Below are 24,765 nucleotides of genomic sequence, written 5' to 3'. Positions count from 1 at the left end.
CCGCGTCGCGCCAGACGGTTGCGGCACGTCAAGAAGCGCGCCGCTCGCCACAGCTAGACTCGTGCGGTCGCGTTGCGACCGCAAGGAGACTGCCATGGCCATCAGCACCGAGCAGGACGCCCGGATCTCGCTTCGCCGCACCAGGGCGGAAGACATGGAAGCGGTCGTCGCGCTCGACGCCACCGTCGTGGGCCATCCGCGGCGGCTCTATTTCCAGCGACGCCTGAAGGCGGCGCTGGACCAGACCCACAAGCACGTCCAGTTCTCCGCGGAATGCGACGGCCGCTTCGTCGGATTCATCAAGGCGCGCAAGCAGGTGGGCGAGTTCGGCCGCGCCGAGCCCGCCCTGCTGCTGGAAGCGGTGGCGGTGGCGCCGGCGGAGCAGGGCCGCGGCATCGGCTCGGCGCTGCTGGGCAAGCTCGAAGCGGAGGCGAGGCGCCTGGGCGCGCCCCAGATCCGGACGACGGCGGCCTGGCGTGACCACGCGATCGTGCAGTTCTTCGATGCCGCCGATTTCGAGCTCTCACAGACCATGGTGCTGGACTGCGCGATGCAGGGCAATCGCGTCGCGGCCCATGACGGCGACAAGACGCTGGCGCCCGAGCACGCGACCGGCTTTTCGACCGGCGAAGTGAACTACGGCGCAGCCGCCGCCAACGACTTCGAGGCGCTCGCGCGCAGCCAGGTCGACGTGCGGGCGCTGGAGGTCTCCGACCTGGAGGACATCATCCGCATCGACGGCCGGATCACGGGCCGTCGCCGCGACGCCTACATCCGGGAGGTGCTGGAAGAGGCGATGAGCGACGCCAGCGTCCGGCTCTCGCTGGTGGCGCTGGTGGACGGGATCTCCGTGGGCTTCATCACGGCGCGCGCCGATTTTGGCGACGCCGGCCGCGTGGAGCCGGTGGCGGTGCTGGACACGATCGGCGTGGATCCCGACTACGTCCATCGCGGCGTCGGGCACGCGTTGCTGTCGCAGCTCTTCGTCAACGTCAAGGCGCTGGGCGTCGACCGCGTGGAAACGGTCGTCGCCCGCGAGAACTTCGATCTGCTCGGCTTCTTCTACGACGTCAGCTTCGAACAGTCGCAGCGACTGGCCTTCGACAAGCGGCTGGACTGAGCGACAGCGCCCCGGCCGTCAGCCGGCGACCGCGCCCTGCTTGCGTCGGCCAGGGAACGCCAGTGCCTCGGTGAGGAAGTACGCCGCCTGCGCATACGACGTTGGACACAGGGCGAAGCATTCCTGGCAATCCCAGCATTCCTTTTGCGCGATTTCCGGGATGAAGCTGATCTCGCGCTGCGCGCCGCGTTCGATGAAATCGACCGCGTGCTTGGCCTTCACCTCGGCGCAGTAGCGCACGCACAGGCCGCAGAGGATGCAGAACGACGGGTCCATCTCGAAGCGGTTCGCGTCGGCCTGGTACTCGCGCGCCAGTTCGACCAGCTCGGGCGAGTTCGGCGCATGGGCCAGCAGTTCCTCCAGGATCACGCGGCGGATCTTGTCCACGCGCTCGGAGCGGGTGCGCACCACCAGGTCCTTGGCCACCGGATAGAGGCACGACACGACGTAGCTCTTGCGGCCCTTTGCCTCCACTTCCACCATGCACATGCGGCAGCCGCCGAACGGCTCCAGCTGCTCGTGGTGGCACAGGGTGGGGATGTGGATCCCGGCGGCGCGTGCCGCCTGCAGGACCGTCATGTCGCTGCCGGCCGTGACTTCCCGGCCGTCGATCTGCATGACCACGTCGCTCATTTGGCTGCGCTCCCCGCTGCTGCGTTGCTGTTGCCCTCGCCGCGGGCGATCCTGGCCTCGTACTCGTCCCTGAAGTAGCGCAACATGCTCTTGAGCGGGTCGGCCGCCGTCTTGCCCAGCGCGCACAGGCAGGCGGCGCCGGTGACGTCGTTGAGGTCTTCCAGGCGGGCGATGTCGCCGTTCCGGCCGCGGCCCTTGCCGATGTTCTCCAGCACTTTCATGGTCTGCCACATGCCTTCGCGGCAGGGCACGCACTTGCCGCAGGATTCCTGGGTGAGCCACTCGAGGAAGTAGCGCGCCACCTCCACCATGTCGGTGTCCTCGTCCATCACCAGCAGGCCGCCGGCGCCGATCGGCGCGCCCAGCTTGGCCAGGGCGTCGAAGTCCAGCGGCGCATCGATGAGGCTGGCCGGGATCGAACCGCCCATCGGCCCGCCGAAATGCACGGCCTTGGCCTGCTTGCCGCCGGCGACGCCGCCGCCGATGTCGTGGACGATGGTGCGCAGCGGCGTGCCCATGGGCACTTCCACCACGCCGCTGTCGACCACGTTGCCGGACAGCGACACGAGCTTGGTGCCCTTGCTGCCTTCGGTGCCGATGGAGGCGTACCAGTCGGCGCCTTTCTCGATGATCTGCGGCACGTTGGCCCAGGTCTCCACGTTGTTGAGGTTGCTCGGCCGGTCCCAGATGCCCGCCACCGAGGTGCGGATGTATTTGGGGCGGGGTTCCGGCGGCATGCCCTCGATCGACCGCATCAGGGCGCTAGACTCGCCCGAGACGAAGATCCCGACGTCGAAGTGCAGCTCGACGTGGAAGTCGAAGCCCGAGCCGAGAATGTCGTCGCCGAGCAACCCGTATTCCTCGGCCTGGGCCAGCGCCTGCCGGATGTGCGCGATCAGTTGCGGCGAATCGTGCCGGGTGTAGATGAAACCCTTGTGCGATCCGATGGCCACGGCGCCGATGATCAGCCCTTCCAGCACCTTGTGCGGGTTGCCGGTGAACAGGGCCCGGTCCATGAACGCGCCCGGTTCGCCCTCGTGGCCGTTGACGATGACGTAGCGTTCGTCGCCCGGTGCGTTCCGCGCGGTCTCCCATTTCTGGCCGGCCGGGAAGCCGCCGCCGCCGCGCCCGCGCAGGTTGGCCTTCTTCACCTCGTCGACGATCTGTTCCGGCTTCATCCGGAACAAGGCCTTGGCCAGCGCCGCATAGCCGCCCACCGCGATGTAATCGTCGATTCGCATCGGGTCGATGCGGGTGTTGTCGCCGATCAGCAGGCGCGTCTGGTGCCTGTAGAACGGCACTTCGTTCAGGTGCACGGCCTTCTCGCCGGTGACCGGATGCCGGTAGACCAGGCGCTCGACGACCCGGCCGCTGCGCGCGCTCTCGACGATCTCCGGCACGTCGGCGGGTTTGACCTCGAAGTAGCAGATCTCCTGCGGGCCGACCACCACGTTCGGTCCCTTCTCGCAGTAGCCGTGGCAACCCGTGACGCGGACTTCGACACCCGCGCCTTCGTCGGACCGGGCGACCTCGGCCTGGAAGGCTTGCGCCACGCGCTGCGAATCGAGCCCGTGGCAGGCCGCGCCGGCGCACACGGCGATCGAAGGGCGGGCGGGGTCGCGCGCCGCGAGGATGCTGGCGCGCAACTGTTCCAGTTCGGCAGCGGAGTGGAGCCTGGTCATGTGGGCCGTCCTACGGATAGTCCTTGAGTACTTCCTCGACCTTGGCCGGCGTCATCCGGGCATGGTGCCTGCCGTTGACGACGATCTCCGGGCCGATGCTGCACGTGCCCAGGCAGGCGCCGGCCTCCAGGCTGAAGCGCCAGTTGGCGTCGGTCTCGCCGGCCTTGACGCCGGTGACTCGCTCCACGGCCTCCATCAACTTCTTCGCGCCCCGCAGGTGGCACGAGATGCCGTTGCAGACATGCACCTCGTTGCGGCCTTTGGGCGTGAGGCTGAAGGTCTTGTACAGCGTGGCGATGCGGATCACCCGGCTGAAGGGGATCTCGAGGGCATCGGCCACCTGCTGCAGCACTTCGCGCGGCAGCCAGTGGTTCTGGTGCTGGATCTCCATCAGCACGTGGATGAGATCGCCGGGCTGGCCCCGGTGCTTCTCGAGCATCGCGTCGATCTGGGCGCTGTCCATGGGTCGATTTCCGTTGGCGTTTCGAGGGCGGGCGGCTATCAGACGGCGGCCACCAGCGTCTGGCCGCGGTCGAACTTCAGCAGTCCGCGCTCGGTCAGCTGTCGCAGGTGGCGAGCCACCTCCGCGGGGTCCAGGTCCAGGTTGCCGGGGATCTCGTGGGCCTGCAGCGGGTGCCTGCGCACCAGGCCCATGATCCGGCTCATCACCAGCTTGTCGAGGATCAGCTCGTCGAACAGCTGCTCGAAACGCTCGCTGCCGAAGAACTGCTTGTAGCCTTCTTCGGTGCGCACCGGCACGCGGAGTCGTTCGCGTTCCACCAGTTTGATGTAGGGGACGAGTTCCTCGGCGACCTGCAGGCGCGAGGCCAGCTCGGCGACCGGAACCTTTTCCGAGGAGCCCAGCGGGCCCAGGCTTTTCACCTTGGCCGAGAACTCGTTCATGATCTCGGCGAAGCGGGTGCCTTCGCCGGCCGACACCCACTCCAGCCGCAACCGCTCCGGGTTGACGCCGAGCTTTTCCAGGATGCGCCTGGCCATCAGCGTGTTGCCCATCGCGTCGTAGTTGCCTTCCGGGTTGTAGTGGCAGTCGTTCAGGTGGCAGCCGCCGATGAACACCCCGTCCGCCTTCTTCGCGAACGTGCGGAAGATGAACTGCAGGTCGACCCGGCCAGAGCACATCAGGCGGATCACCCGCAGGTAGGGCGGGTACTGGAAGCGCGAGACGCCGGCCAGGTCGGCGCCGCCGTAGCAGCACCAGTTGCACAGGAACCCGACGATCGTCGGCTTGAACTCGGATGCGGTCGCCATGGACTTCCTTCCTCTCAGCCGGCCAGCGCGGCCTCGATCTGTCCGAACACCTCGGCGTCGGTGTAGTGCTTCAGGAACACCGCGCCGGTCGGACACTTGGCGTTGCACAGGCCGTCGCCCTTGCACAGCACGGGGTTGATCACGGCCTTCTTGCCGCGCGGCGTGGCGTGGAACTCGATCGCGCCGTAGCTGCAGGAGGTGATGCAGGCGCCGCAGGAGACGCACATGTTCTCGTTCACCTCGCAGACCGAGCCTGAGGCGACGACGGTGTCGTGGGTCAGCAGCGTCAGCGCGCGGCCGGCGGCGCCGTAGGCCTGGCCGATCACCTCGGACAGGTGCTTGGGGTATTGCGCTGTGCCGCAGAGATAGACGCCTTCGGCGGCGAAGTCGACCGGCCGAAGCTTGACGTGCGCCTCCTGGAAGAAGCCGTCCGGACTGAGCGGCACCTTGAACAGGCGCGCCGTGTCTTCGGCCCCAGCCGAAGGAATCACCGCCGCCGCCAGCACGATGGTGTCGGCTTCCAGCGCCAGCCGCTTGTCCAGGATCGGATCGCGCACCGTCACCTTGAAGCCGGCGCCGTCGACCTCCACCCGCGGCTTGTCCTGCGGCTCGTAGCGGATGAACTTGACGTCCTGGCCGGCCGCCGCGCGGTACGAGTCCTCGGCGAAGCCGTAGGTCCGCATGTCGCGGAAGAGCACGTGGATGTCGATGTCCTTGTTGCCGGCCTTGAGCTTGAGCGCGTTCTTCATCGCCCCGCTGCAGCAGACGCGCGAGCAGTAGTTGCGGTCTTCCTGCCGGCACCCGACGCACTGGATCATCACCACGCTGCGCGCCTGTTTGACGTGCTCGTCGCCGGCGACGATCTTTCCCTCCAGCTCCAGCTGGGTCATCACGCGCGCGTCCTGGCCATACAGGTATTCGGTGGGCTTGTACTCGTCGGCGCCGGTGGCGATGATGGCCGCGCCGTGCTTGAGCTCGACAATCCGGCCCTTCGTCCTGACCTTGGTGACGAAATTGCCGACGTACCCTGATACCTCGGTGATCGTCGCGTCGGTGATGACGCGGATCAGCTGGTGCCGGTAGGTCTTCTTCTTCAGGTCGTTCAGGTAAGCCTGCACGTCCAGGCCATCGGTCGTGTAATGGATGCGGCGAGCCATGCCGCCCAGGTCCGACGCCTTCTCGATCAGGTAGGCCTGGAAGCCCTGTTCGGCCAGCGTCAGGGCACTGGTCATGCCGGCGACGCCGCCGCCGACCACCAGCGCCGCCTTGTTCACCGGCAGCGAGAACTCCTGGAGCGGCTCCAGCAGCGAAGTGCGCGCCACCGACATGCGCACGATGTCCTTGGCCTTCTTCGTCGCGTCGGCCTGCTCCTTGGAGTGCACCCAGGAGCAATGCTCGCGGATGTTGGCCATATCGAAGAAATACTGGTTGATGCCGGCCTCGCGCAGCGTGTCGCGGAACAGCGGCTCATGGGTGCGCGGCGTGCAGGCCGCGATCACCACCCGGTTCAGCCCCTTGTCGCGTACCGTGTCGCCGATGGCCTTGGCCGTGTTGGTGGCGCAGGCGAACAGGCTCTCCTCGACGTGGACCACGTTGGGCAGGGTCTTGGCGTAGTCGCACACGCCGGGCACGTCCACCACCCGGCCGATGTTGGCGCCGCAGCGACACACGAAGACGCCGATCTTGGCTTCCTCGCCGCTGACGTCGCGCTCGATCGGGTACACGCGCGCCGTGCTGAGCCGCCCGCGCCGCGCCTTCAGGAACTGCCCGGACAGCGCACCGGCCGCGCTGGCCGTCATCACTGCCTCGGGAATGTCCATCGGGCCGCGGAAAGCGCCGCTGAGGAAGACGCCGGGCCGCGTGGTCTCGATCGGATTGACGGGATTGGTCTTGCAGAAGCCCTGCGGCCCCAGCTCGACGCCGAACTTCCGCGCCAGCTCGCTGGCGCCGGCCGGCGGATTCAGGCCGACCGACAGCACCACCAGTTCGAATTCCTCTTCCTTCACGCCGCCGTCGGTGGTCGAGTAGCGGATCTTCACGTTCCTGGTCACCGGGTCTTCGCCCGAGACCGAGACGTAGCTGCGGACGAACATCACGCCGGGCAGTTTCTCTGCCCGCTGGTAGAAGCGTTCGAAGTCCTTGCCATACGACCGGATGTCGTTGTGGAAGATCATCGCCTGCATGTCGGGCACGTGGTCCTTGGCGAGGATCACCTGCTTCTGCGTGTACGAGCAGCACACCGCCGAGCAATAGCTGTTGCCGCCGGGCGTCACCTGGCGCGAGCCGACGCAGTGGATCCAGGCGACCTTCTGCGGATGGTGCTTGTCCGACGGCCGCAGGATGTGGCCTTCGTGCGGCCCGGTGGCGCACAGCAGGCGCTCGAAGTCCATGCTGGTGACGACGTTCTCGTAGGTGCCGTAGCCGTAGTCGCCCCGGATCTTCGGATCGAAGATCTCGTAACCGGGCGACAGGACGATCGCGCCGACCTTCACCTCGACCTTCTGGGGCGTCTGGTTGAAGTTGATGGCGTCGTTCTCGCACACGCCGGTGCAGATCGAACAGGTCTTGTCCTTCAGGTACAGGCAGGTTTCGTCGATGTACGTGACCAGCGGCACGGCCTGCGAGAAGTAGATGTGCACCGCCTTGTTCAGCGACAGGTTCTGGTTGAACGGGTCCGGGATCTTGACCGGGCAATACTCCACGCAGACCGTGCAGCCGGTGCACTTGTCCTCGTCGACATAGCGCGGCTTCTTCGTCAGCGTCACCGTGAAGTTGCCGGGCGTGCCTTCGACGCCGGCGACCTCGGTATAGGTCATGATCTCGATGTTGGGGTGGCGGTCGCACTCGATGAACTTGGGCGATTCGATGCACATCGAGCAGTCGTTGGTGGGGAAGGTCTTGTCCAGCTGCGACATCTTGCCGCCGATGGTTGGCGTCTTCTCCACCAGGTAGACCTTGAAGCCGGCGGTCGCGAGATCGAGCGCGGCCTGGATGCCGCTGATGCCGCCGCCGACCACCATCACGTCGCCGCGCAGATTGTCGCCAGGGCGAAGGAAACGCTGGCTCAGCGCTTCGTGCGCATCGTCCAGGGCGTATTCCAGGGTGTGCGCCACGTCGTGCTCCTTGATGGTCGGCTACAGGGCGTCCCGGATGACTTCGGTGATGTCCTTCACCTCGATCGCCTCGCCGTTCTTCACGTTCAGCCGGCTGTCCTCGAAGTTGGTGATGCAGTAGGGGCAGGCGGTGATCAGCACCTGCGCGCCCACGCCGATCGCCTGGCCCAGCCGCACGTCGGAAAAGCGCTCGGCCTTGGGCGTTTCCATCCAGATGCGGCCGCCGCCGCCGCCGCAGCAGAAGCTGTCCTTGCGCGACTCGGCCATCTCGTTCAATTGCAGCCCCGGCACCTTCTTCAGTGCCTCGCGCGGTTCGTCGTAGACGCCGTTGTGGCGGCCGAGGTAACAGGGGTCATGCCAGGTGACCGTCTTCGCGTACTCCGTCTTCAATTGCAGCCGGCCATCGGCCAGCAGGCGGTTCAGCAATTGCGAGATGTGGACCACCTCGAAGTGCACCATGAATTCCGGGTATTCATGGGTGTAGGTGTGATAGCAGTGCGGCGAGGACACGAGGATCTTCTTCACGCCCCGGTCCACCAGGGTAGCGATGTTCTGCCGCGCCAGGCTCTTGAACAAGGCCTCGTCGCCAGTCTTGCGGATGCTCTCGCCGCAGCAGCTTTCCTGCGGGCCCAGGATGCCGAACTCGACGCCGGCCCGGTTGAGGATCTCGACGGTGGCGCGGGCGATCTTCTTCGCCCGCGGGTCGTACGAAAGATAGCAGCCGGGCGAGTACAGGAACTCCATGCCCTCGGCGAACTGCGGCACTTGGAGGCCGTCCGCCCACTTCGTGCGTTTCGCGCGATCCTCGCCGAACGGGTTGCCCTCGGCGCGCAGGTTGGCCGCGATGGTGCGTATCGGCTCCACGGCCTTCGGGAAGACGTCGTACTCGGTGGCGATGCGCCGCAGCGCGATGCCGGACTCGATCTGCCTGACCCCGCGGGGGCAGACCTGCGGGCACTTGCCGCAGGTGGTGCAGCGCCAGATGTCCTCGCTCTCGATCTCGGTGAGGCCGAACGTGGCTTCGCGCACCAGCTTGCGCATGCTGAAGCTGCCGACGCGGTTCCACGGGCAGACCGTGTCGCACATGCCGCACTGGTAGCAATACTTGAACGCGTCGCCGCCGCTCGCCTTGATGGCGTCGACGATCTCCTTGAAGGGGGTGACCGTTTCCATGGTCGGTCAGGGCTAGGGCTTGCCGACGCGGGCGAGCGACTCGAGCACCTGCTGCAGGCCGTGCTTGTCGATCAGCGCGCCCAGTCCGATCTCGACGTCCGAGGGGGCGGGCTCAGGCTCGTCGACCTCTTCCTCGCGCTCCTCGTAGACCAGCGCCTCGGCGACGCACCACTCGACGCACTTCGGCTTGGCCAGGGGCGGCGTGTCCTCGCACATGTCGCACTTGAGCGGCAGGCCCGAGTCGGGCTCCTTGAACAGGTCGCGCGAGGGGCAGGACGCCCGGCAGAAGTCGCACTCGTTGTACTTCTTGCCGTCGATCACGTAGGTGTCGCGGCCGGTGCATTCCGCCTGCGTGTACTCGCCGGCATAGACCGGCAGGTAGATGTCGCGCAGCGGCTCGCGCACGACGCGGATGCGCGAACGCGCCGGGTTGTTGCTGCTGTAGCGCGGCGTCGCGTGGAACAGCGAGCAGATCACCTCGCAGGCGCGGCAACCGTTGCACTTGTCGACGTCGATGGTGATCGACTTGATCGTCTTCCTGATCTTAGCCATGGAGAATTCCCCGGTGCTCCAGGTCTTCGGCGACGGAGTCGAGATCCAGCTCGCGCAGCGATTCCGCCGTCGGGATGCCGTCGCTGTTCCAGCCCTTGAGCTTGTAATACGCGTCCAGCAGGTTCTTCTCCAGGTCCGGGAAGCGCTTCTTCCAGTGGTCTTCCGGCGGCTTGTCGTCGGCGCGCCGCATGCCGCGCCGCACATTGATGGCGCGCAGCAAGGTGCGATTGCGCGTGGCGGCCTTCCACAGTTGCGCGTCGTCGAACTCGAAGCCGGTACCGGCCGAGACGAACTTCGGGAAGTTGTGGATGTGATACGGCGGCTTCAGCGGGAAGGACGACAGGCCGGCGCAGATGCCCAGCGCGTCGTCGATGTAGTGCATCTTCTCCTGCCAGTCCACGATGTCACAGCTGGCCTCGATGCTGGGATAGAGCGGGTTGGACTGCTCGCCGCGCGGCTCCCAGTCAAGCAGGTACTGCTTGAACTTCGGATGCGGCACCTGGAACCAGTCCTTCACGAAGGCCTCTCGCTCCTCCATGGTCGGGAAGGGCGCCTGCGGGAACTGCCCCTCGATCTGCGTGATGTTGATTTTCTCGCCCGTCGAGTACATGAGGTAGTAGACGGGGTTCAGCATCCCCAGTTTCAGCGGCAGCTGCTCGTGCTTCTTGATCGTGTTGTGGTCGAACTTCTCGGCGCCCTTGCCGATGCGCCGCGCCGCCCAGTAGACCCCGTCGGCGAGCACGTCGCCTATGCCTTCCCGCCGGACGATGCGGTCGAGCAGCCAGAAGAAGCGGCCTTCGACGTCGGCGGGCATGCCGGGGAAATCGGCATCCGTGAGGATGCCGGCTTCCAGCAGTTCCAGCGCGAACGCCATCACCTGCGGGGTCGAGAAGCCGTCCACGCCGTACTCGGTCGCGCGCTGCGCGATCCGGAAGCCGAACTCCAGGTCGGAATAGGCGGCCATTGTGTAGGTCAGCTTCGAGTAGCACTTCATCATGTACGTCGGCTGGCCCGGCACCGAGATCGTGGCGCCGCACTTCATCGGGCAGTTGTAGCAGCTGATCAGGCGCGTGCGCACGCTCTCCTGCGTGCGGCGCCACTTCTCCTCGATCTCGTGGGTCCAGAAGTCCTTGCGCCGGGTGCGCGCGTTGCCCCACATGAAGCTGGTGGTGTGCCACTCTTCGTCGTGGATCGCCATCTCCTGCGGCGAGCCCAGCCCCTGCAGGATCGCGGGCACGCCGGGGATGGGATGCTCGGCGCGGAACGCGATGTACTTCAGCACGTCGTCGCACAGTCCCATGAACTCAGCCGGGCGGGCGATGTTGACGTCCCGCGTGCCACGCACGACGATCGCCTTCAGCCCCTTGTCGCCCATCACGGCGCCGATCCCGCCGCGGCTGGCGCTGGAGCGGCCCTGCTCGATGGACGCGTAGAACACGCGGTTCTCGCCGGCCATGCCGATGGCGGCCACCTGCGCTTCCGGTTCGCCGAGCTCCTGGCGGATGCATTCGGCGGTCTCGATCGCGCCCTTGCCGCGCAGGTGCGCGGCGTCGCGGATCTCGACCTCGTCGTTGTGGATCCAGAGGTAGACCAGCTCGGGGGACTTGCCGCGGATGATCACCTTGTCGAAACCGGCGTGCTTGAGCTCCGGCGCCCAGAAGCCGCCCATCATCGAATAGGCGAGCAGCTGCGTCTGCGGCGAGAAGGTCGAGACGATGGTGCGATTGGCGCCAGGGGCGGCGGTGCCGCACAACAGCCCGGTCGCGAAGATGAGCAGGTTGTCCTCGGAGAAGGCGTCGGTGTCGGCGGGCACCCGGTCCCACAGGATTCTGGCGCTCGTGCCGAGTCCGCCAAGGTGCAGCCGCGTGTGTTCGAGATCCGATTCCACCCGGTCGATGCTGCCGCGGGACAGATCGATCTCCAGGTTGAATCCTGTTTCTGCATACCGCATCTGCCTGGTCTCCTCAGGTCCGTGCGTCTCGCGGCTCTCGTGCAGCAGCGCGGCGCGGCGGCTCGTTCAACGGGACTTCGCGGCCGGTCTGCATCGTTTCCGCCGCAAACCGGTAATCCCGTACCATTAGGCGTATTTGGCTGTCCGGCGTCAACTGATCTCCATCAAACTTCGGCGCAATGCCCCTGTACCTGAGCGCCCCGATCAGGTATGTCGGTGACAGAATCGAGCGCGAAGCAGTGCAGGCAAATCGAGAGGAGACAGGAGAGCTTCGATGGACGAGGTGCGCAACCTGCTGGAGTCGCGCTTGCCGGGATTGCATGCACGCATCGAGGCCGCGCTCGTCGACGGCGAGTCGCGCTACAACCAGCGCACCGGACAGGCGCCTTCCGCGTTCCTCCTCGAACACACGCAGCGCACCGCAGCGATCGCTCATGCGCTGGCACTGCGCGAACGGGTCGATCCCTGGTTGCCGGTGCTGATCGCGCTGTTCCACGACGCCGGCAAGTTCCACGAGGGCGGATACCACCAGGACGAGGTGCCGGAGGAAGAGCACGCCGCCCGGCTGGCGGCCGCGCTGCTGGACGAGCACGGCATGCAGCGCGGCGCGATCGACGACGTCACCGGGGCGCTGCGGGCGCTGTATGACGACCGTCTGCCGTGCATCGGCCCCTGCCGCGTCGTGCAGGACGCCGACCGGCTCGACAAGCTCGGCGCGCTCGGCGTCGGTGCATTCTTCACGAAAGCGACGCTGCGCGGGCGCGGGCTCGTCGACGCGCTCGCGCAAACGCTCAGTCGCGAGCTCACGTACGCGCACGCCGCGCCATGGTCGATGTTCACCGAGAGCGGCCGGCAGCTGGCACTTGCGCGGTCGGAGCGGACCGTCGCGTTCTTCGACGACCTCCTGGCCGAGCTGGAGCAATGCGGCATCGCCGCTTTCGAGCGGCACGCGCTGGTGCTGCATGGAGACTTTCGCACGCGCGACGGCAATCGGGTGCGGCAGCTCGAGGTGACCGTGGTCACGCCGCGTACCTGTCCGCAGTGCCGGGGCGGGCTGGACATCTCCCATTGCCTCGAGCGCGGACTGAAGTGCGAGACGCTCAAGGCGCGCTGCACGTGCCGCGCGTGCGGTCTGGCGCGGGACATCGCGTTCTGCCTGCCGGTGCTGGCCTGAGGAGAGAAGCGATGCGGTATGCGGAGACCGGATTCAATCTCGAGGTGGACCTCTCGACCGGCTGCATCGAGAAGGTCGCCACCGACATCCGGGACACCGAGCTGTACCTGGGCGGGCAGGGTGTCGCCGCACGGATCCTGTTCGACCGGGTGCCGCCCGACACCGACCCCTTCTCCCCGGACAATCTGCTGATCTTCAGCACGGGTCTGCTGAACGGCACGCCGGCCCCGAGCGCCAACCGGACGGTGGTGAACACCTTCTCGCCGCAGACCAACCTGATGTCGCATTCGCTGTTCGGCGGCTTCTTCGGGCCCGAGCTGAAGTTCGCCGGCTACGACCGCATCATCATCCGCGGCAAGGCGCCCGATCTGGTCTACCTGTTCATCCACAACGACCGGGTCGAGATCCGCGATGCCACGCACCTGCGCGGAAAGGGCACTACCGAAACCCAGGACCTGCTGAAAGCGGAACTGAAAGACCAGGCGGTGCAGGTGGCGGCGATCGGGCTGGCAGGCGAGAACCGCGTCTACATGGCGTCGATCGACCACAACCACGCGAGCGCCTCGCGCGGTGTCGGCGTGATCATGGGCGACAAGCGGCTGAAGGCAATCGCGGTCCGCGGCACGCGCGACCTCAACGTCGCGCATCCCGCCGAGCTGTTCGCGCTGAGCCAGGCGCTGCACCGCAAGATCGGCGGCGGCGACGGCAACGGCGACTGGATGGCAGTGGACGAGGACGACAGCTTCCACCCCGACCATTTCGCCTGGGGCAACGCGCGGACGCGGCGCAAGCATTTCTGGAGTGCCGAGCTGCAGGAGCGCTGGACCAGGTGGAAGTACGACCACCTGGACCGGCAGACCGGCTGCTTCAACTGCGCGAAGAAGTGCCGCAACGTGATCGCCTGGCCGGGACGTCCGCGCTTCGGCTACAAGTGCTTCGGCAAGGACACCTGGCACATGGCGGCCTTCCTGGAACTGGACTTCACCTACGAGATCCTGGGCATGGCGCAGGAATACGGGGTCGACTCGTATTCGACGCCGCAGGTGATCGCCTTCGCGCTGGAACTGCTGGAGGCGGGCATCCTGGCCGACCAGGATTTTCCCGGCATGCCTGAAGACAGCCATGGCCGGTTCTTCTACCTGCTGGAAAAGATCGTGCGCCGCGAAGGCATAGGGGACGTGCTGGCCGATGGCGTGTCGCACGCAGCGCGGCGGATCGGGAAGGGCGCGCAGGCCTACGACCACAACACCACCAAGAAGTTCGAGCAGTTGCCGATCAAGCTGGGCAAATTGAATCCGGCTTATTTCCTGATGATCGCCACGGGCGAGAAGATGAGCATCACGCAGATCGAAGGCTCCTTCCCTCAGGACCCGCTGCCGACCCGCGAGCAGCGCGAGGCCTTCGTAGCGAAGTGGGAAGCCGTGCCTCATGAAAAGTTCAAGAAGTACTTCCTGGAGTGGGAGAAGCGCGACGACATCTCCGACGACGCGACCTGCGAGATCGTCGACTGGAACGAGGCGATGCACTACATCGACGACGCCACCGGCCTGTGCGGTTTCGTGTCGTCGTTTCGCGGCCAGTTCGGCGGCGGCGTGGCGTACCACATGAACAACATCCCGCGGGTGCTGTCGGCGGCCACCGGCATGGCGATCGACAAGGAGCGGTTGTGGAAGACGTTCCAGCGCATCCGCACCCTGGTGCGCGCCATCAACGTGCGGCGAGGGTTGCGCCGCAGGGACGAACGTCCGCCCGAGGACCACTGGGCCGTGCGCGACGAGGCCTACGAGCAGGAACTGCTGGGCCGCTACTACGCCTTCAAGGGCTGGAACAGCGAGGGGATTCCGACCCGCGCCACCCTGGAGGGTCTCGACATGGCCGGGACCGCCGACGATCTGGAACGGCGGGGGATCCTGCCGTGAGCGCCGCCGAAGCCGGCCGCGTCGTGAAGGAAATCCTGATCGACCTCGGCAAATGCACCGGCTGCCGGGCCTGCGAGATGGCCTGTTCCGCGTTCCACGCCAGGCCGCGCTACGGCAGCGTCAATCCGGCGCGTTCGCGCATCCGGGTCGTGACCGACGAGGTCAACGACGAGTACGTGCCGGTGCGCGCGGGCAATCTCACCCGCGCCGAGTGCGACGGCCGGCACTTCTACCGGCTCGAGGGCAAGCGCTACAGCGAATGCAGTTTCTGCCGCGCGGCCTGTCCGTCGCGCGATTTCTTCATCGAGCCCGATTCCGGCCTGCCCCTGAAGTGCGACATGTGCGAGGACGAACCGCCGCTGGCCGAGCCCCTGTGCGTCACCGTGTGCGAGGCGCAGTGTCTGGTCTACCGCGAGCGGCGGATCGAGGCCGGACAGGAGGCGCTGCCGGCGGACGAGGCCGCCGAGCGCGGCGTGCTCGCCCTCGTCAGCCGCCACAGCCTCGCTGAGGTGATCGCGGCGCTCGACCGGGTCGCCAGGCGGCCCTGAGGCTGCCGGCTCAGGCCGCCGGCACCGTCCGCGTGCGGAACAACTGCAACGCCAGCGCCGCGATCACCAGCCCGAATCCCAGCACGTCGCTGACGACGCTGGGATAGACCAGCGCGAAGCCGGCCACGATGAACATGACGCGCTCCACGCTCGTGGTCTTCTTGAACGCCCACCCCTGGAAGCCAGCCGCCAGGGCCGCGACGCCGACCGCGGCGGTGAAGGTCACTTCCGCGATCATCCACCAGTTGGCCGTGGCCAGCGCCTTGGTCGACCCCATCAGCAACAGGCCCAGGCCGCTCGGGTCGAGCACGAACATGAACGGCACCAGGAAGGCCGGCACGGTGTACTTCCAGCACTGAAGCGTCGTCTTGTAGGGATCGCCGCCGGTGATCGCGGCCGCCGCGAACGGTGACAGCGCCGTGGGCGGTGACACCTCGGACAGCACGGCGTAATAGAAGATGAACATGTGGGCGGCGAAGTCCGGCACGCCGAGCTTGATCAGGGCCGGCGCCGCGATCACGGCGCAGATGATGTACGACGCCGTCACGGGCACGGCCAGCCCGACGATCCACACCACCAGCGAGGTGTAGACCGCGGTGAGCAGCAGCGACCCGCCGGCCAGGTCGATCACGATGGAGCTGAACTTGAGCCCCAGGCCCGTGAGGGTGACCACGCCGACGATGATGCCGGCCCCGGCGCAGGTGGCGGCCACGTTCAGCACGCCGATGGTGCCGTTCTCCAGCGCCTTGACCAGACCCGATCCCCACAGCTGGCGCAGGATCGGTCCGCGGCCGCGGAACACGTCGTACGGAATGAGCGAAGTTTCCGGCCGCAGCAAGCTGGTGACGGCGGATACAACGGTGGCCCAGAACACGGAGAGCACCGGCGAAAAGCCCCACATCATGAACGCCACGATCGAGATCAGCGACAGGAAGTGGAACCAGTAGCGGCGGGTCAGGTGCCAGACGGTGTCGACCTTCTCGAACACGGCCTCGTGCATGCCGTACTTGCGCGCGTCGATCTCGACCATGAGGAACAGCGCGAAGTAGAACAGCATGGTCGGGATCACCGCCATGAGCAGCACGTCGAGGTACGAGATCTTGAGGAACTCGGCGATCAGGAACGCGGCGGCGCCCAGCACCGGCGGCGAGATGATGGCGCCCAGGCCGGCGGCCGAAAGCAGCCCTCCGCCCGCGTTGCGCTCGTAGCCCACCTTGGCCAGCATCGGCCAGGCCACCGAGCCGAGCGTGACGGTGGTGGCGACGCCGGAGCCGGAGGGGCCGCCGAGCAGGAACGACGCCAGCACGACCGTGCGGCCGGCCCCGGTCGACTTGCCGCCCATGGCCGAGAACGAGAAGTCGATGTAGAACTTGCCGGCGCCCGAGTACTGCAGGAACGCGCCGAAGATCGTGAACAGGATGATCAGGGACGACGACACATCCACCGCGACACCGAAGATGCCCTCCAGCGTCATGTAGAGATGGCCGACGAGGCGACCCACCTCGTAACCCTTGTGGGTCCAGGGCTCCGGCAGGTACGCGCCGAACAGCGCGTACAGGATGAAGGCACCCGTCACCGCCGGCATGATCCAGCCGTTGGTGCGCCGCATGGCCTCCATGACCAGCGCGATCAACGCCACGCCGAACAGGATGTCCCACCCGCCGGGCGTCGTGTTGCGATCCATGAAGTCGTCGCCGCCCTGGATCATGTACGCGATGGACGCGATCGCCAGCGCGGCGGCGACGAAGTCCCACCACATCACGCGATGGCGGAAACGCCTCGCCACCGGGAACAGCAGGAACGTCAGCAACAGCACCAGCGCCACGTGCATCGGCCGCAGCACCTGGGCCGGAACGATGCCGTAGGCGGCGTACAGGTGGTAGATCGACACGCCGACGGCCAGCACCGAGAGCAGGGCGGCGAGCCAGCCGGTCAGCCGGTTGGCGGCGCCTTCTTCTTCCTCGATGAACTCCTGGGCCTTGTGCAGGGCCTCTTCGCTCACGACCGCGGCTTCGCTGGCCACGGCGGCGGACTGGTCGGTCATATGCGGGTGTTCGCGGTTCCCGGTCATGTTCTGGCGTGCAAGTTTCGACTGCTCAAACAAAAACCCCGCCGGGGTGGCGGGGCGCTGGAAATCACCCTGGTCAGTTGATCTTGATGCCTTTTTCGGCGAAGTACTTGACGGCGCCGGGGTGGAACGGGATCGGCGACGCGGCGGCCTTCTGGTTCTCGAGCTTGAAGTTCTCCGCTTCCTTGTGCACGGCGACCAGGTCCGGCTTGTGGTCGAACACCGCCTTGACGATGTTGTACGCGGTCTTGTCGTCCATCTTCTGGTGCGTCACCAGCAGGTTCATCACCGTGGCCTGCTTGTTGTCGGCGTCCATGCCCTTGTACACGCTCTTCGGGATGGAGTCCTCGACGTACAGGTTGCCGTATTTCTGGTTCATCTTGGCCACGACTTCCGAGTGGTCGATCATCTTGATCTTGGTGCCGGGCGTGTTGGCCAGGTCCGTGACGGCCGCCGTCGGCAGTCCGCCCACCCAGAAGAAGGCGTCGATCTTGTTGTCCTTCATCGCGTTGACCGACTCGGCTACGCCCAGGCGCTCCCGCTTGACGTCCTTGTCCTTGTCGATGCCGGCGGCCTCCAGGATGCGGAAGGCCATCACCTCGGTGGCGCTGCCGGGCGAACCGGTCGAGATGCGCTTGCCCTTGAGGTCGCCGATCTTGTTGACGCCCTTGCCTTCGACCGACACCAGGTGCATGCGGTTCGGGTAGAGGACCATCAGCGTGCGCAGCGGCACCTGGTTGCCCTTGAACTTGTCCTGGCCCTTCAGGGCGTCGAGGCCGGCGTCGGCCATGGTGAAGCCGATGTACGGCTTCTCGGTACCGATCAGCTTGAGGTTGTCGACCGAGCCGCCGGTGACCTCGGCCGTGGCCTGCATGCCGGGCACGTACTTGGACAGCACGGCCGCGAGGCCGCCGCCCATGGGGTAGTAGACGCCGCCGGTGCCGCCGGTGCCGATCGAGATGTTCTGGGCGAAGGCGGCCGTGGCGAATGCCAGGGTCGCGCACGTCACGCCGATGCGCTTCAGAAGTCCGAGCATGTTCTTTTCTCTCCGTGGTCTGTGATTTGAAACGGGTCAATGCTATGAGTCGGGCAAATGCAGTGTCAACCTGGGAAACGCCTGCTTCCCGGGTCCCATGCAAGCTCGCTGACAGGTTGCGTAGGTGATAACGCGATCAGTGATACCACGTAGGCCCCGCCTGCGCGGTGCGGCGCCTCAGCCGGCTGCTTCGAGCCCGTGCCGGAAGTGCAGCTGCATCTTGTCGGTGGTGGCGCGCGCGTCGCGCCTCGCGAGCGCCCGCATGATGGCTCGATGTTCGCGGATCGACTCCTGCACGCGGCCCGACTTCAGCAGCGAGTTGTGCCGGTTCAGCTTCATGACCTTGCGCAGGTCGGCCACCATCTGGTTGCGCCAGCGGTTGCCCGCGATCTCCAGCAGCCGCATGTGGAAGCGCTCGTTGAGCGCCAGGAAGCGCTCGATGTCGCCGGCCGCCGCTTCCATGTCGTGGTGCAGGTCCTGCAGCTCGCGCAGCTGGTCGTCGCTGATGCGCTCGGCGGCCACGCCCGCGGCGTCGCTCTCCAGCAGGGAGAGCAGGTGATAGACGTCGCGCAGGTCGTCCTCCGACACCTCGGTGACGTACGCGCCGCGCCGCACCTTCATCGTGACCAGGCCCTCGGCGGCCAGCACCTTCAGCGCCTCGCGCAGCGGGGTGCGGCTGATGCCGTACTGCTGCGCCAGCTTCACCTCGTCGATCCAGCCGCCCGGCTCCAGTTCGCGGCGGAAGATGCGCTGGCGCAACTGCTCCGCCACTTCCTCGTAGAGGGCACGGGGCGCGAGCGAAAGAGGTGCCATGGCGGCGGATTCTAGGCTTGCCAGGATGATTTATCAATAATTATGAATGACATGCGCTAAGATGTGCGTTTCAGCGGCGGCCGGCCGGACGCACAATGGCCGCAACCGCCCACCGAGCCCGGAACGACCCATGAGCCAGAGCGAACCGCCCATCCCGCCCGTCACCCTCGAAACCTGGGCCCAGGCCGCCGCCAGGTCCGCGCCCGGCGGCGATCTGGCGGCGCTGAACTGGGTCACGCCCGACGGGATCGTGGTCAAGCCGCTGTATACCGGCGCCGACCTCCGCGGGCTGCCGTACGCCGACACGCTGCCCGGGTTTCCGCCGTACGTCCGCGGACCGCAGGCGACCATGTACGCGGCGCGTCCGTGGACCATCCGCCAGTACGCCGGCTTCTCCACGGCGCAGGAGTCCAACGCGTTCTACCGCCAGGGGCTGGCGGCCGGCGGGCAGGGCGTGTCGGTGGCCTTCGACCTCGCGACGCACCGCGGCTACGACAGTGACCACCCGCGGGTCACCGGCGACGTCGGCAAGGCCGGCGTGGCGATCGATTCCGTGGAGGACATGAAGATCCTGTTCGACGGCATTCCGCTCGACAGGGTCAGCGTGTCGATGACGATGAACGGCGCGGTGCTGCCGGTGCTGGCCGGCTACATCGTGGCGGCCGAGGAGCAGGGCGTCGGGCAGGAGCAGCTTTCGGGGACCATCCAGAACGACATCCTCAAGGAGTTCATGGTCCGCAATACGTACATCTATCCGCCCGAGCCTTCGATGCGGATCGTCGGCGACATCATCGAGTACACCGCGCGGCACATGCCGAAGTTCAACTCGATCTCGATCTCCGGCTACCACATGCAGGAGGCGGGCGCCAACCAGGCGCTCGAGCTCGCCTTCACACTGGCCGACGGCAAGGAGTACGTGAAGACGGCGATCGCCAAGGGCCTGGACGTCGACGCCTTCGCCGGCCGCCTCTCCTTCTTCTGGGCGATCGGCATGAACTTCTACCTGGAAGTCGCGAAGATGCGCGCGGCACGCCTGCTGTGGTGGCGCATCATGTCCGGCTTCGGCGCGAAGAACCCGAAGAGCCTGATGCTGCGCACCCACTGCCAGACCTCCGGCTGGTCGCTGACGGAGCAGGACCCGTACAACAACATCGTGCGCACGGCGATCGAGGCCATGGCGGCGGTGTTCGGCGGCACGCAGTCGCTGCACACCAACTCGTTCGACGAGGCGATCGCGCTGCCGACGGAATTCAGTGCCCGGATCGCGCGCAACACCCAGCTGATCATCCAGGAAGAGACGCACATCACCGACGTGATCGACCCCTGGGCCGGCAGCTACATGATGGAGAAGCTGACCCAGGACATGGCCGACGCCGCCTGGAAGATCATCGAGGAAGTCGAGGCGATGGGCGGCATGACGCGCGCCGTCGACTCGGGCTGGGCCAAGCTCAAGATCGAGGCCGCGGCCGCCGAGAAGCAGGCGCGCATCGACTCGGGCCGCGACGTCATCGTCGGCGTGAACAGGTACCGGCTGGGCGAGGAGCAGCCGCTCGTGATCCGCGAGGTCGACAACCACAAGGTGCGGGAGCAGCAGATCGCCCGCCTGAAGGAGATCCGCGCCACGCGCGACGCAGCGAAGGTGGAGGCGGCGCTGGCTGCGCTCACGACCGCCTCGCGCGACGGGACCGGGAACCTGCTGGAGCTCACGGTGCAGGCCGTGCGTCTCCGTGCCACGGTGGGCGAGGTCTCGGAAGCCCTGGAGAAAGTGTTCGGGCGCCATCGCGCCGATACGCAGAAGGTGACTGGCGTGTACGCAGCTGCATACGACTCGGCGCAAGGCTGGGAGAAGCTCAAGGGCGAGATCGCGGCGTTTGCCGAGGACCAGGGGCGCCGGCCGCGGGTGATGATCGCCAAGCTCGGCCAGGACGGTCACGACCGCGGCGCGAAGGTCGTCGCCACGGCGTTCGCGGACCTCGGCTTCGACGTCGACATCGGGCCGCTGTTCCAGACGCCCGAGGAGTGCGCGCGCCAGGCGATCGAGAACGACGTGCACGCGGTAGGCGTCAGCACGCTGGCCGCCGGCCACAAGACGCTGGTGCCGGCGATCATCGCGGCGCTGCGGGAGCAGGGCGGCGGCGACATCGTCGTCTTCGTCGGCGGGGTCGTGCCGCAGCAGGACTACGACTTCCTCTACCAGGCCGGCGTCAAGGGCATCTACGGGCCCGGCACGCCGATCCCCGCCAGCGCGAAGGACGTGCTGGAGCAGATCAAGCAGTCGCTCGCCGCGTGATGCTGCTGGCCGCCAAGTTCGCACTCGGCCCGGTGCTCCTGCGCCAGGGTCGCGCCGTGCGGCGGACGGCGCTGCGGCTGCCGGAGCCGGCCGGGCCGCGCCACGGCGTCGCGGGCGGCGGCGAACCGCGGCTGCGGCTGCTCTTGGTGGGCGATTCCTCCGCGGCCGGCGTCGGCTTGCAGCACCAGTCGCAGGCGCTGGCGCTGCCCCTGGCGAACGTGCTCGCGCAGCGCCTCGACGGCGCCGTCGCGTGGCAGTTGCTGGCCGAAACCGGGCTGGACACGCGCGGCGCGCAGGCGCTGGTGGGGCGCTCCGACGTGGCCGCGGCCGACGTCGTGGTCACGGTGCTGGGCGTCAACGACGTCACCTCCCAGCAGGCGGCGCGCGGCTTCGTGGCCGAGACGGCGCGCCTGTGGACGCAGGTGCGGCAGCGCACCGGAGCACGTTGGGCGGTCGTCTGCGGCCTGCCGCCGATGGAGCTGCTCACAGCCATGCCGCAGCCGCTGCGCTGGTACCTGGGCCGGTACGCGTCCGGGCTCGACGCCGCGCTGCGCGGCTGGGCCGGGGACGAGGGCCTGGGCTTCTGCTCCCTGCACTGGGCTGCGGACCCGTCGCTGCTGGCGCCGGACGGATTCCATCCCGGCGCCGCCCTGTATCCGCTGTGGGCGCAGCGCCTGGCCGACCTGATCGCGGGCGAAAGGGCGCGGTGGGCACCGCCATGAACCACGCCGGGCAGGTGCTGACGGCGCGCGGCCCGGCCCAGCGCCGCGCCATCGCCAAGGCGATCACGCTGCTGGAATCGACCCGCGCCGACCATCGCGCCCAGGGCGACGAGATGCTCACGGCGCTGTTGCCCCACACCGGCCGCTCGTTCCGCATCGCGATCAGCGGCGTGCCGGGCGTCGGCAAGAGCACGTTCATCGAGGTGCTCGGCCTGTTCCTGATCGAGCGCGGCCACCGGGTCGCGGTGCTGACGATCGATCCGTCCAGCAGCGTCTCGGGCGGCTCGATCCTGGGTGACAAGACGCGCATGGAGAAGCTGTCCGTGCACGAGCAGGCCTACATCCGGCCCAGCCCTTCCGGCGGCACGCTCGGCGGGGTGGCCGAGAAGACGCGCGAAGCGATGCTGGTGTGCGAAGCGGCCGGCTATGACATCGTGATCGTCGAGACCGTCGGCGTCGGCCAGAGCGAAACGGCCGCCGCCGGGATGACCGACATGTTCGTGCTGCTCCAGCTGCCCAACGCCGGCGACGACCTGCAGGCCATCAAGAAAGGCGTGATGGAGCTGGCCGACCTGGTCGTCATCAACAAGGCCGACCTCGACGCCGACGCCGCGACCCGCGCCCGCGCTCAGATCACCAGCGCGCTGCGCATCTTCGGCCAGCACGGACATCCGGGCCACGCGCGGCACGACCAGTCCGTCTGGCAAGCGCAGGTCCTGCAATTGAGCGCCTTGCGCGGCGAGGGTCTTGCGCCGTTCTGGGACGCGGTGTCGCGCTTTCGCGAGATCCAGCAAGCCAACGGCGGATGGGCAGAGCGCCGCCGGCAGCAGGCGCTGGGCTGGATGTGGGAGCGCATCGACGCGGGACTGAAACGCCACTTCCGCCAGCACCCGCGGGTGCGGCAGCTGCTGCCGCAGATGCTGGCCGACGTGGGTGGCGGCCGCCTGCCAGCCTCGACCGCCGCGCGCCGGTTGGTCCAGGCGTGGCAGGACGGCGCAAGCCAGGCGTCAGGCGGACCGGAGAACATCGCGACCGAGGGCTCCGCGCCGCCAGCGGCGGGCGGCGCCCCGGCACCAGACATCGGAGAACAACGACATGCATGACATCCTCGAACAACTCGAAAGGAAGCGCGCCGCGGCGCGGCTGGGCGGCGGGCAGCGGCGCATCGATGCGCAGCACTCCAAGGGCAAGCTGACGGCCCGCGAGCGGCTGGAACTGCTGCTGGACGAGGGCACGTTCGAGGAATGGGACATGTTCGTCGAACACCGCTGCACCGACTTCGGGATGGAGGGCAACAAGGTCCCCGGCGACGGCGTGGTGACCGGCTACGGCATGATCAACGGCCGCCTCGTGTTCGTGTTCAGCCAGGATTTCACCGTGTTCGGCGGCGCGCTGTCGGAGGCCCATGCCGAGAAGATCTGCAAGGTGATGGATCAGGCGATGAAGGTCGGCGCGCCGGTGATCGGCCTGAACGACTCGGGCGGCGCCCGCATCCAGGAGGGCGTCGCTTCGCTCGGCGGCTATGCCGACGTGTTCCAGCGCAACGTGATGGCGTCGGGCGTCATCCCGCAGATCAGCATGATCATGGGGCCTTGCGCCGGCGGCGCCGTGTATTCGCCGGCCATGACCGACTTCATCTTCATGGTCAAGGACAGCTCGTACATGTTCGTGACCGGTCCCGAGGTGGTCAAGACCGTGACCCACGAGGAAGTGACGGCGGAGGAACTGGGCGGGGCCGTCACCCACACCACGCGCAGCGGCGTGGCCGACCTGGCCTTCGACAACGACGTCGAGGCGCTGCTGATGCTGCGGCGCCTGTACAACTACCTGCCGCTGAACAACCGCGAGAAGGCGCCCAAGCGGCCCAGCAACGATCCCGCGGACCGGATGGACCGGTCGCTGGACACGCTGGTCCCCGACAACCCCAACAAGCCCTACGACATGAAGGAGCTGATCGTCAAGACAGTGGACGACGGCGATTTCTTCGAGTTGCAGCCGGAATACGCCAAGAACATCGTGGTCGGCTTCGGGCGCATGGAAGGGCAGACCGTGGGCATCGTGGCGAACAACCCGCTGGTGCTGGCCGGGTGCCTGGACATCAGGAGCTCGATCAAGGCGGCCCGCTTCGTGCGCTTCTGCGACGCGTTCAACATTCCGGTGATCACGTTCGTTGATGTGCCGGGCTTCATGCCTGGCACCAGCCAGGAATACGGCGGCATCATCAAGCACGGCGCCAAGCTGCTGTACGCGTACGCCGAGTGCACCGTGCCGAAGATCACCGTGATCACGCGCAAGGCCTACGGCGGCGCCTACGACGTGATGAGCTCCAAGCACCTGCGCGGCGACGTGAACTTCGCGTGGCCCAACGCCGAGATCGCGGTGATGGGGGCGAAGGGCGCGGTGGAGATCATCTTCCGCGAGGACAAGGCCGACCCGGCCAAGCTGAAGGCGCGCGAGGCCGAGTATGCGGCGCGCTTCGCGAACCCGTTCGTGGCCGGGGCCCGCGGTTTCATCGACGACGTGATCCTGCCGCACGAGACGCGCAAGCGGATCTGCCGGTCGCTGGTGATGCTGCGGGACAAGAAGCTGGAGAACCCGTGGCGCAAGCACGGGAACATCCCGCTGTGAAGAAGCAATGCGGAACCTCCGTACGCAGAAGCCGCAGAAGTCACGCAGAAGCCGCAAAAAGGACAATGAAGAAC

At 67.1% G+C, this 24,765-nt stretch carries 19 protein-coding genes; 8 read left to right on the top strand and 11 right to left on the bottom strand.

Annotated elements, in window-relative coordinates:
* Positions 1 to 94: 94 nt before the first annotated feature.
* Positions 95 to 1,120, top strand: coding sequence for a GNAT family N-acetyltransferase (locus RAMLITH_RS04155; protein WP_168106031.1), 1,026 nt, complete (start codon positions 95 to 97; stop codon positions 1,118 to 1,120).
* An 18-nt stretch (positions 1,121 to 1,138) separates the two neighbouring features.
* Here RAMLITH_RS04155 and RAMLITH_RS04150 read toward each other — a convergent pair whose 3' ends face one another.
* From RAMLITH_RS04150 to RAMLITH_RS04115, 8 genes are read right to left on the bottom strand one after another with little or no spacing between them, the layout of a single operon-like run.
* Positions 1,139 to 1,753 (bottom strand): 2Fe-2S iron-sulfur cluster-binding protein, encoded by a 615-nt coding sequence (locus RAMLITH_RS04150; RefSeq protein WP_168106030.1) that lies wholly within the window; start codon positions 1,751 to 1,753, stop codon positions 1,139 to 1,141.
* Positions 1,750 to 3,435 carry a (2Fe-2S) ferredoxin domain-containing protein gene (locus RAMLITH_RS04145; RefSeq protein ID WP_168106029.1) on the bottom strand — a complete coding sequence of 562 codons (1,686 nt, stop codon included), beginning with the start codon at positions 3,433 to 3,435 and terminating at the stop codon, positions 1,750 to 1,752. The genes RAMLITH_RS04150 and RAMLITH_RS04145 overlap by 4 nt, the downstream gene beginning before the upstream one ends.
* 10 nt (positions 3,436 to 3,445) lie before the next feature.
* Positions 3,446 to 3,898, bottom strand: a complete 453-nt coding sequence (locus RAMLITH_RS04140; RefSeq protein WP_168106028.1) for an NADH-quinone oxidoreductase subunit NuoE family protein — start codon at positions 3,896 to 3,898, stop codon at positions 3,446 to 3,448.
* A 38-nt stretch (positions 3,899 to 3,936) separates the two neighbouring features.
* Complete coding sequence (locus tag RAMLITH_RS04135; RefSeq protein WP_168106027.1) at positions 3,937 to 4,704, bottom strand: hydrogenase iron-sulfur subunit; 768 nt, start codon at positions 4,702 to 4,704, stop codon at positions 3,937 to 3,939.
* Positions 4,705 to 4,718: 14 nt separating this feature from the next.
* Positions 4,719 to 7,817 carry a CoB--CoM heterodisulfide reductase iron-sulfur subunit A family protein gene (locus RAMLITH_RS04130; RefSeq protein ID WP_202883233.1) on the bottom strand — a complete coding sequence of 1,033 codons (3,099 nt, stop codon included), beginning with the start codon at positions 7,815 to 7,817 and terminating at the stop codon, positions 4,719 to 4,721.
* A 21-nt stretch (positions 7,818 to 7,838) separates the two neighbouring features.
* Positions 7,839 to 8,990: a (Fe-S)-binding protein gene (locus RAMLITH_RS04125; RefSeq protein ID WP_168106026.1), complete on the bottom strand. Its 1,152-nt coding sequence runs from the start codon at positions 8,988 to 8,990 to the stop codon at positions 7,839 to 7,841.
* Positions 8,991 to 9,002: 12 nt separating this feature from the next.
* On the bottom strand, positions 9,003 to 9,542 hold the full coding sequence (locus RAMLITH_RS04120; RefSeq protein WP_168106025.1) for a 4Fe-4S dicluster domain-containing protein: 540 nt from the start codon (positions 9,540 to 9,542) through the stop codon (positions 9,003 to 9,005).
* Positions 9,535 to 11,493 carry an aldehyde ferredoxin oxidoreductase N-terminal domain-containing protein gene (locus tag RAMLITH_RS04115; protein WP_168106024.1) on the bottom strand — a complete coding sequence of 653 codons (1,959 nt, stop codon included), beginning with the start codon at positions 11,491 to 11,493 and terminating at the stop codon, positions 9,535 to 9,537. Before RAMLITH_RS04115 ends, RAMLITH_RS04120 begins: the two co-directional genes overlap by 8 nt.
* A 274-nt stretch (positions 11,494 to 11,767) precedes the next feature.
* On the opposite strand from RAMLITH_RS04115, the gene RAMLITH_RS04110 reads away from it, so the two are divergent.
* Genes RAMLITH_RS04110 through RAMLITH_RS04100 form a run of 3 tightly spaced genes read left to right on the top strand, consistent with a single transcriptional unit; the run spans position 11,768 to position 15,134 of the window.
* Entirely contained in the window at positions 11,768 to 12,667 is a 900-nt protein-coding gene (locus RAMLITH_RS04110) for an HD domain-containing protein (RefSeq protein ID WP_168106023.1), read from the top strand.
* An 11-nt stretch (positions 12,668 to 12,678) separates the two neighbouring features.
* Positions 12,679 to 14,586 (top strand): aldehyde ferredoxin oxidoreductase N-terminal domain-containing protein, encoded by a 1,908-nt coding sequence (locus RAMLITH_RS04105; protein WP_168106022.1) that lies wholly within the window; start codon positions 12,679 to 12,681, stop codon positions 14,584 to 14,586.
* The gene (locus tag RAMLITH_RS04100) at positions 14,583 to 15,134 is read left to right on the top strand and encodes a 4Fe-4S dicluster domain-containing protein (RefSeq protein WP_168106021.1); all 552 of its coding nucleotides are present in this window, start codon (positions 14,583 to 14,585) and stop codon (positions 15,132 to 15,134) included. Before RAMLITH_RS04105 ends, RAMLITH_RS04100 begins: the two co-directional genes overlap by 4 nt.
* 10 nt (positions 15,135 to 15,144) lie before the next feature.
* Here the strand turns inward: RAMLITH_RS04100 and RAMLITH_RS04095 are convergent, their stop codons facing one another.
* The 3 genes from RAMLITH_RS04095 to RAMLITH_RS04085 all read right to left on the bottom strand — a co-directional run bounded on the left by RAMLITH_RS04095 (position 15,145) and on the right by RAMLITH_RS04085 (position 19,051).
* A complete protein-coding gene (locus tag RAMLITH_RS04095) occupies positions 15,145 to 17,178 on the bottom strand; it encodes a TRAP transporter permease (protein ID WP_168106020.1) in 2,034 nt (677 codons plus the stop codon).
* A gap of 100 nt (positions 17,179 to 17,278) precedes the next feature.
* A complete protein-coding gene (locus tag RAMLITH_RS04090) occupies positions 17,279 to 18,238 on the bottom strand; it encodes a TAXI family TRAP transporter solute-binding subunit (RefSeq protein WP_168106019.1) in 960 nt (319 codons plus the stop codon).
* Positions 18,239 to 18,415: 177 nt separating this feature from the next.
* Positions 18,416 to 19,051 (bottom strand): GntR family transcriptional regulator, encoded by a 636-nt coding sequence (locus tag RAMLITH_RS04085; protein WP_168106018.1) that lies wholly within the window; start codon positions 19,049 to 19,051, stop codon positions 18,416 to 18,418.
* A gap of 130 nt (positions 19,052 to 19,181) precedes the next feature.
* On the opposite strand from RAMLITH_RS04085, the gene scpA reads away from it, so the two are divergent.
* Genes scpA through RAMLITH_RS04065 form a run of 4 tightly spaced genes read left to right on the top strand, consistent with a single transcriptional unit; the run spans position 19,182 to position 24,691 of the window.
* Entirely contained in the window at positions 19,182 to 21,341 is a 2,160-nt protein-coding gene (gene scpA / locus RAMLITH_RS04080) for a methylmalonyl-CoA mutase (RefSeq protein WP_168106017.1), read from the top strand.
* Positions 21,341 to 22,063, top strand: a complete 723-nt coding sequence (locus RAMLITH_RS04075; RefSeq protein ID WP_168106454.1) for an SGNH/GDSL hydrolase family protein — start codon at positions 21,341 to 21,343, stop codon at positions 22,061 to 22,063. Before scpA ends, RAMLITH_RS04075 begins: the two co-directional genes overlap by 1 nt.
* On the top strand, positions 22,060 to 23,166 hold the full coding sequence (gene meaB, locus RAMLITH_RS04070; protein WP_168106016.1) for a methylmalonyl Co-A mutase-associated GTPase MeaB: 1,107 nt from the start codon (positions 22,060 to 22,062) through the stop codon (positions 23,164 to 23,166). The genes RAMLITH_RS04075 and meaB overlap by 4 nt, the downstream gene beginning before the upstream one ends.
* Complete coding sequence (locus RAMLITH_RS04065; RefSeq protein WP_168106015.1) at positions 23,159 to 24,691, top strand: acyl-CoA carboxylase subunit beta; 1,533 nt, start codon at positions 23,159 to 23,161, stop codon at positions 24,689 to 24,691. The genes meaB and RAMLITH_RS04065 overlap by 8 nt, the downstream gene beginning before the upstream one ends.
* Positions 24,692 to 24,765 lie beyond the last annotated feature (74 nt).

The organism is Ramlibacter lithotrophicus (assembly GCF_012184415.1).
GTDB lineage: Bacteria > Pseudomonadota > Gammaproteobacteria > Burkholderiales > Burkholderiaceae_C > Ramlibacter > Ramlibacter lithotrophicus.
The sequence above is the reverse complement of the archived record's forward strand: the minus strand, read 5'-3'. Positions and strand labels throughout refer to the sequence as shown.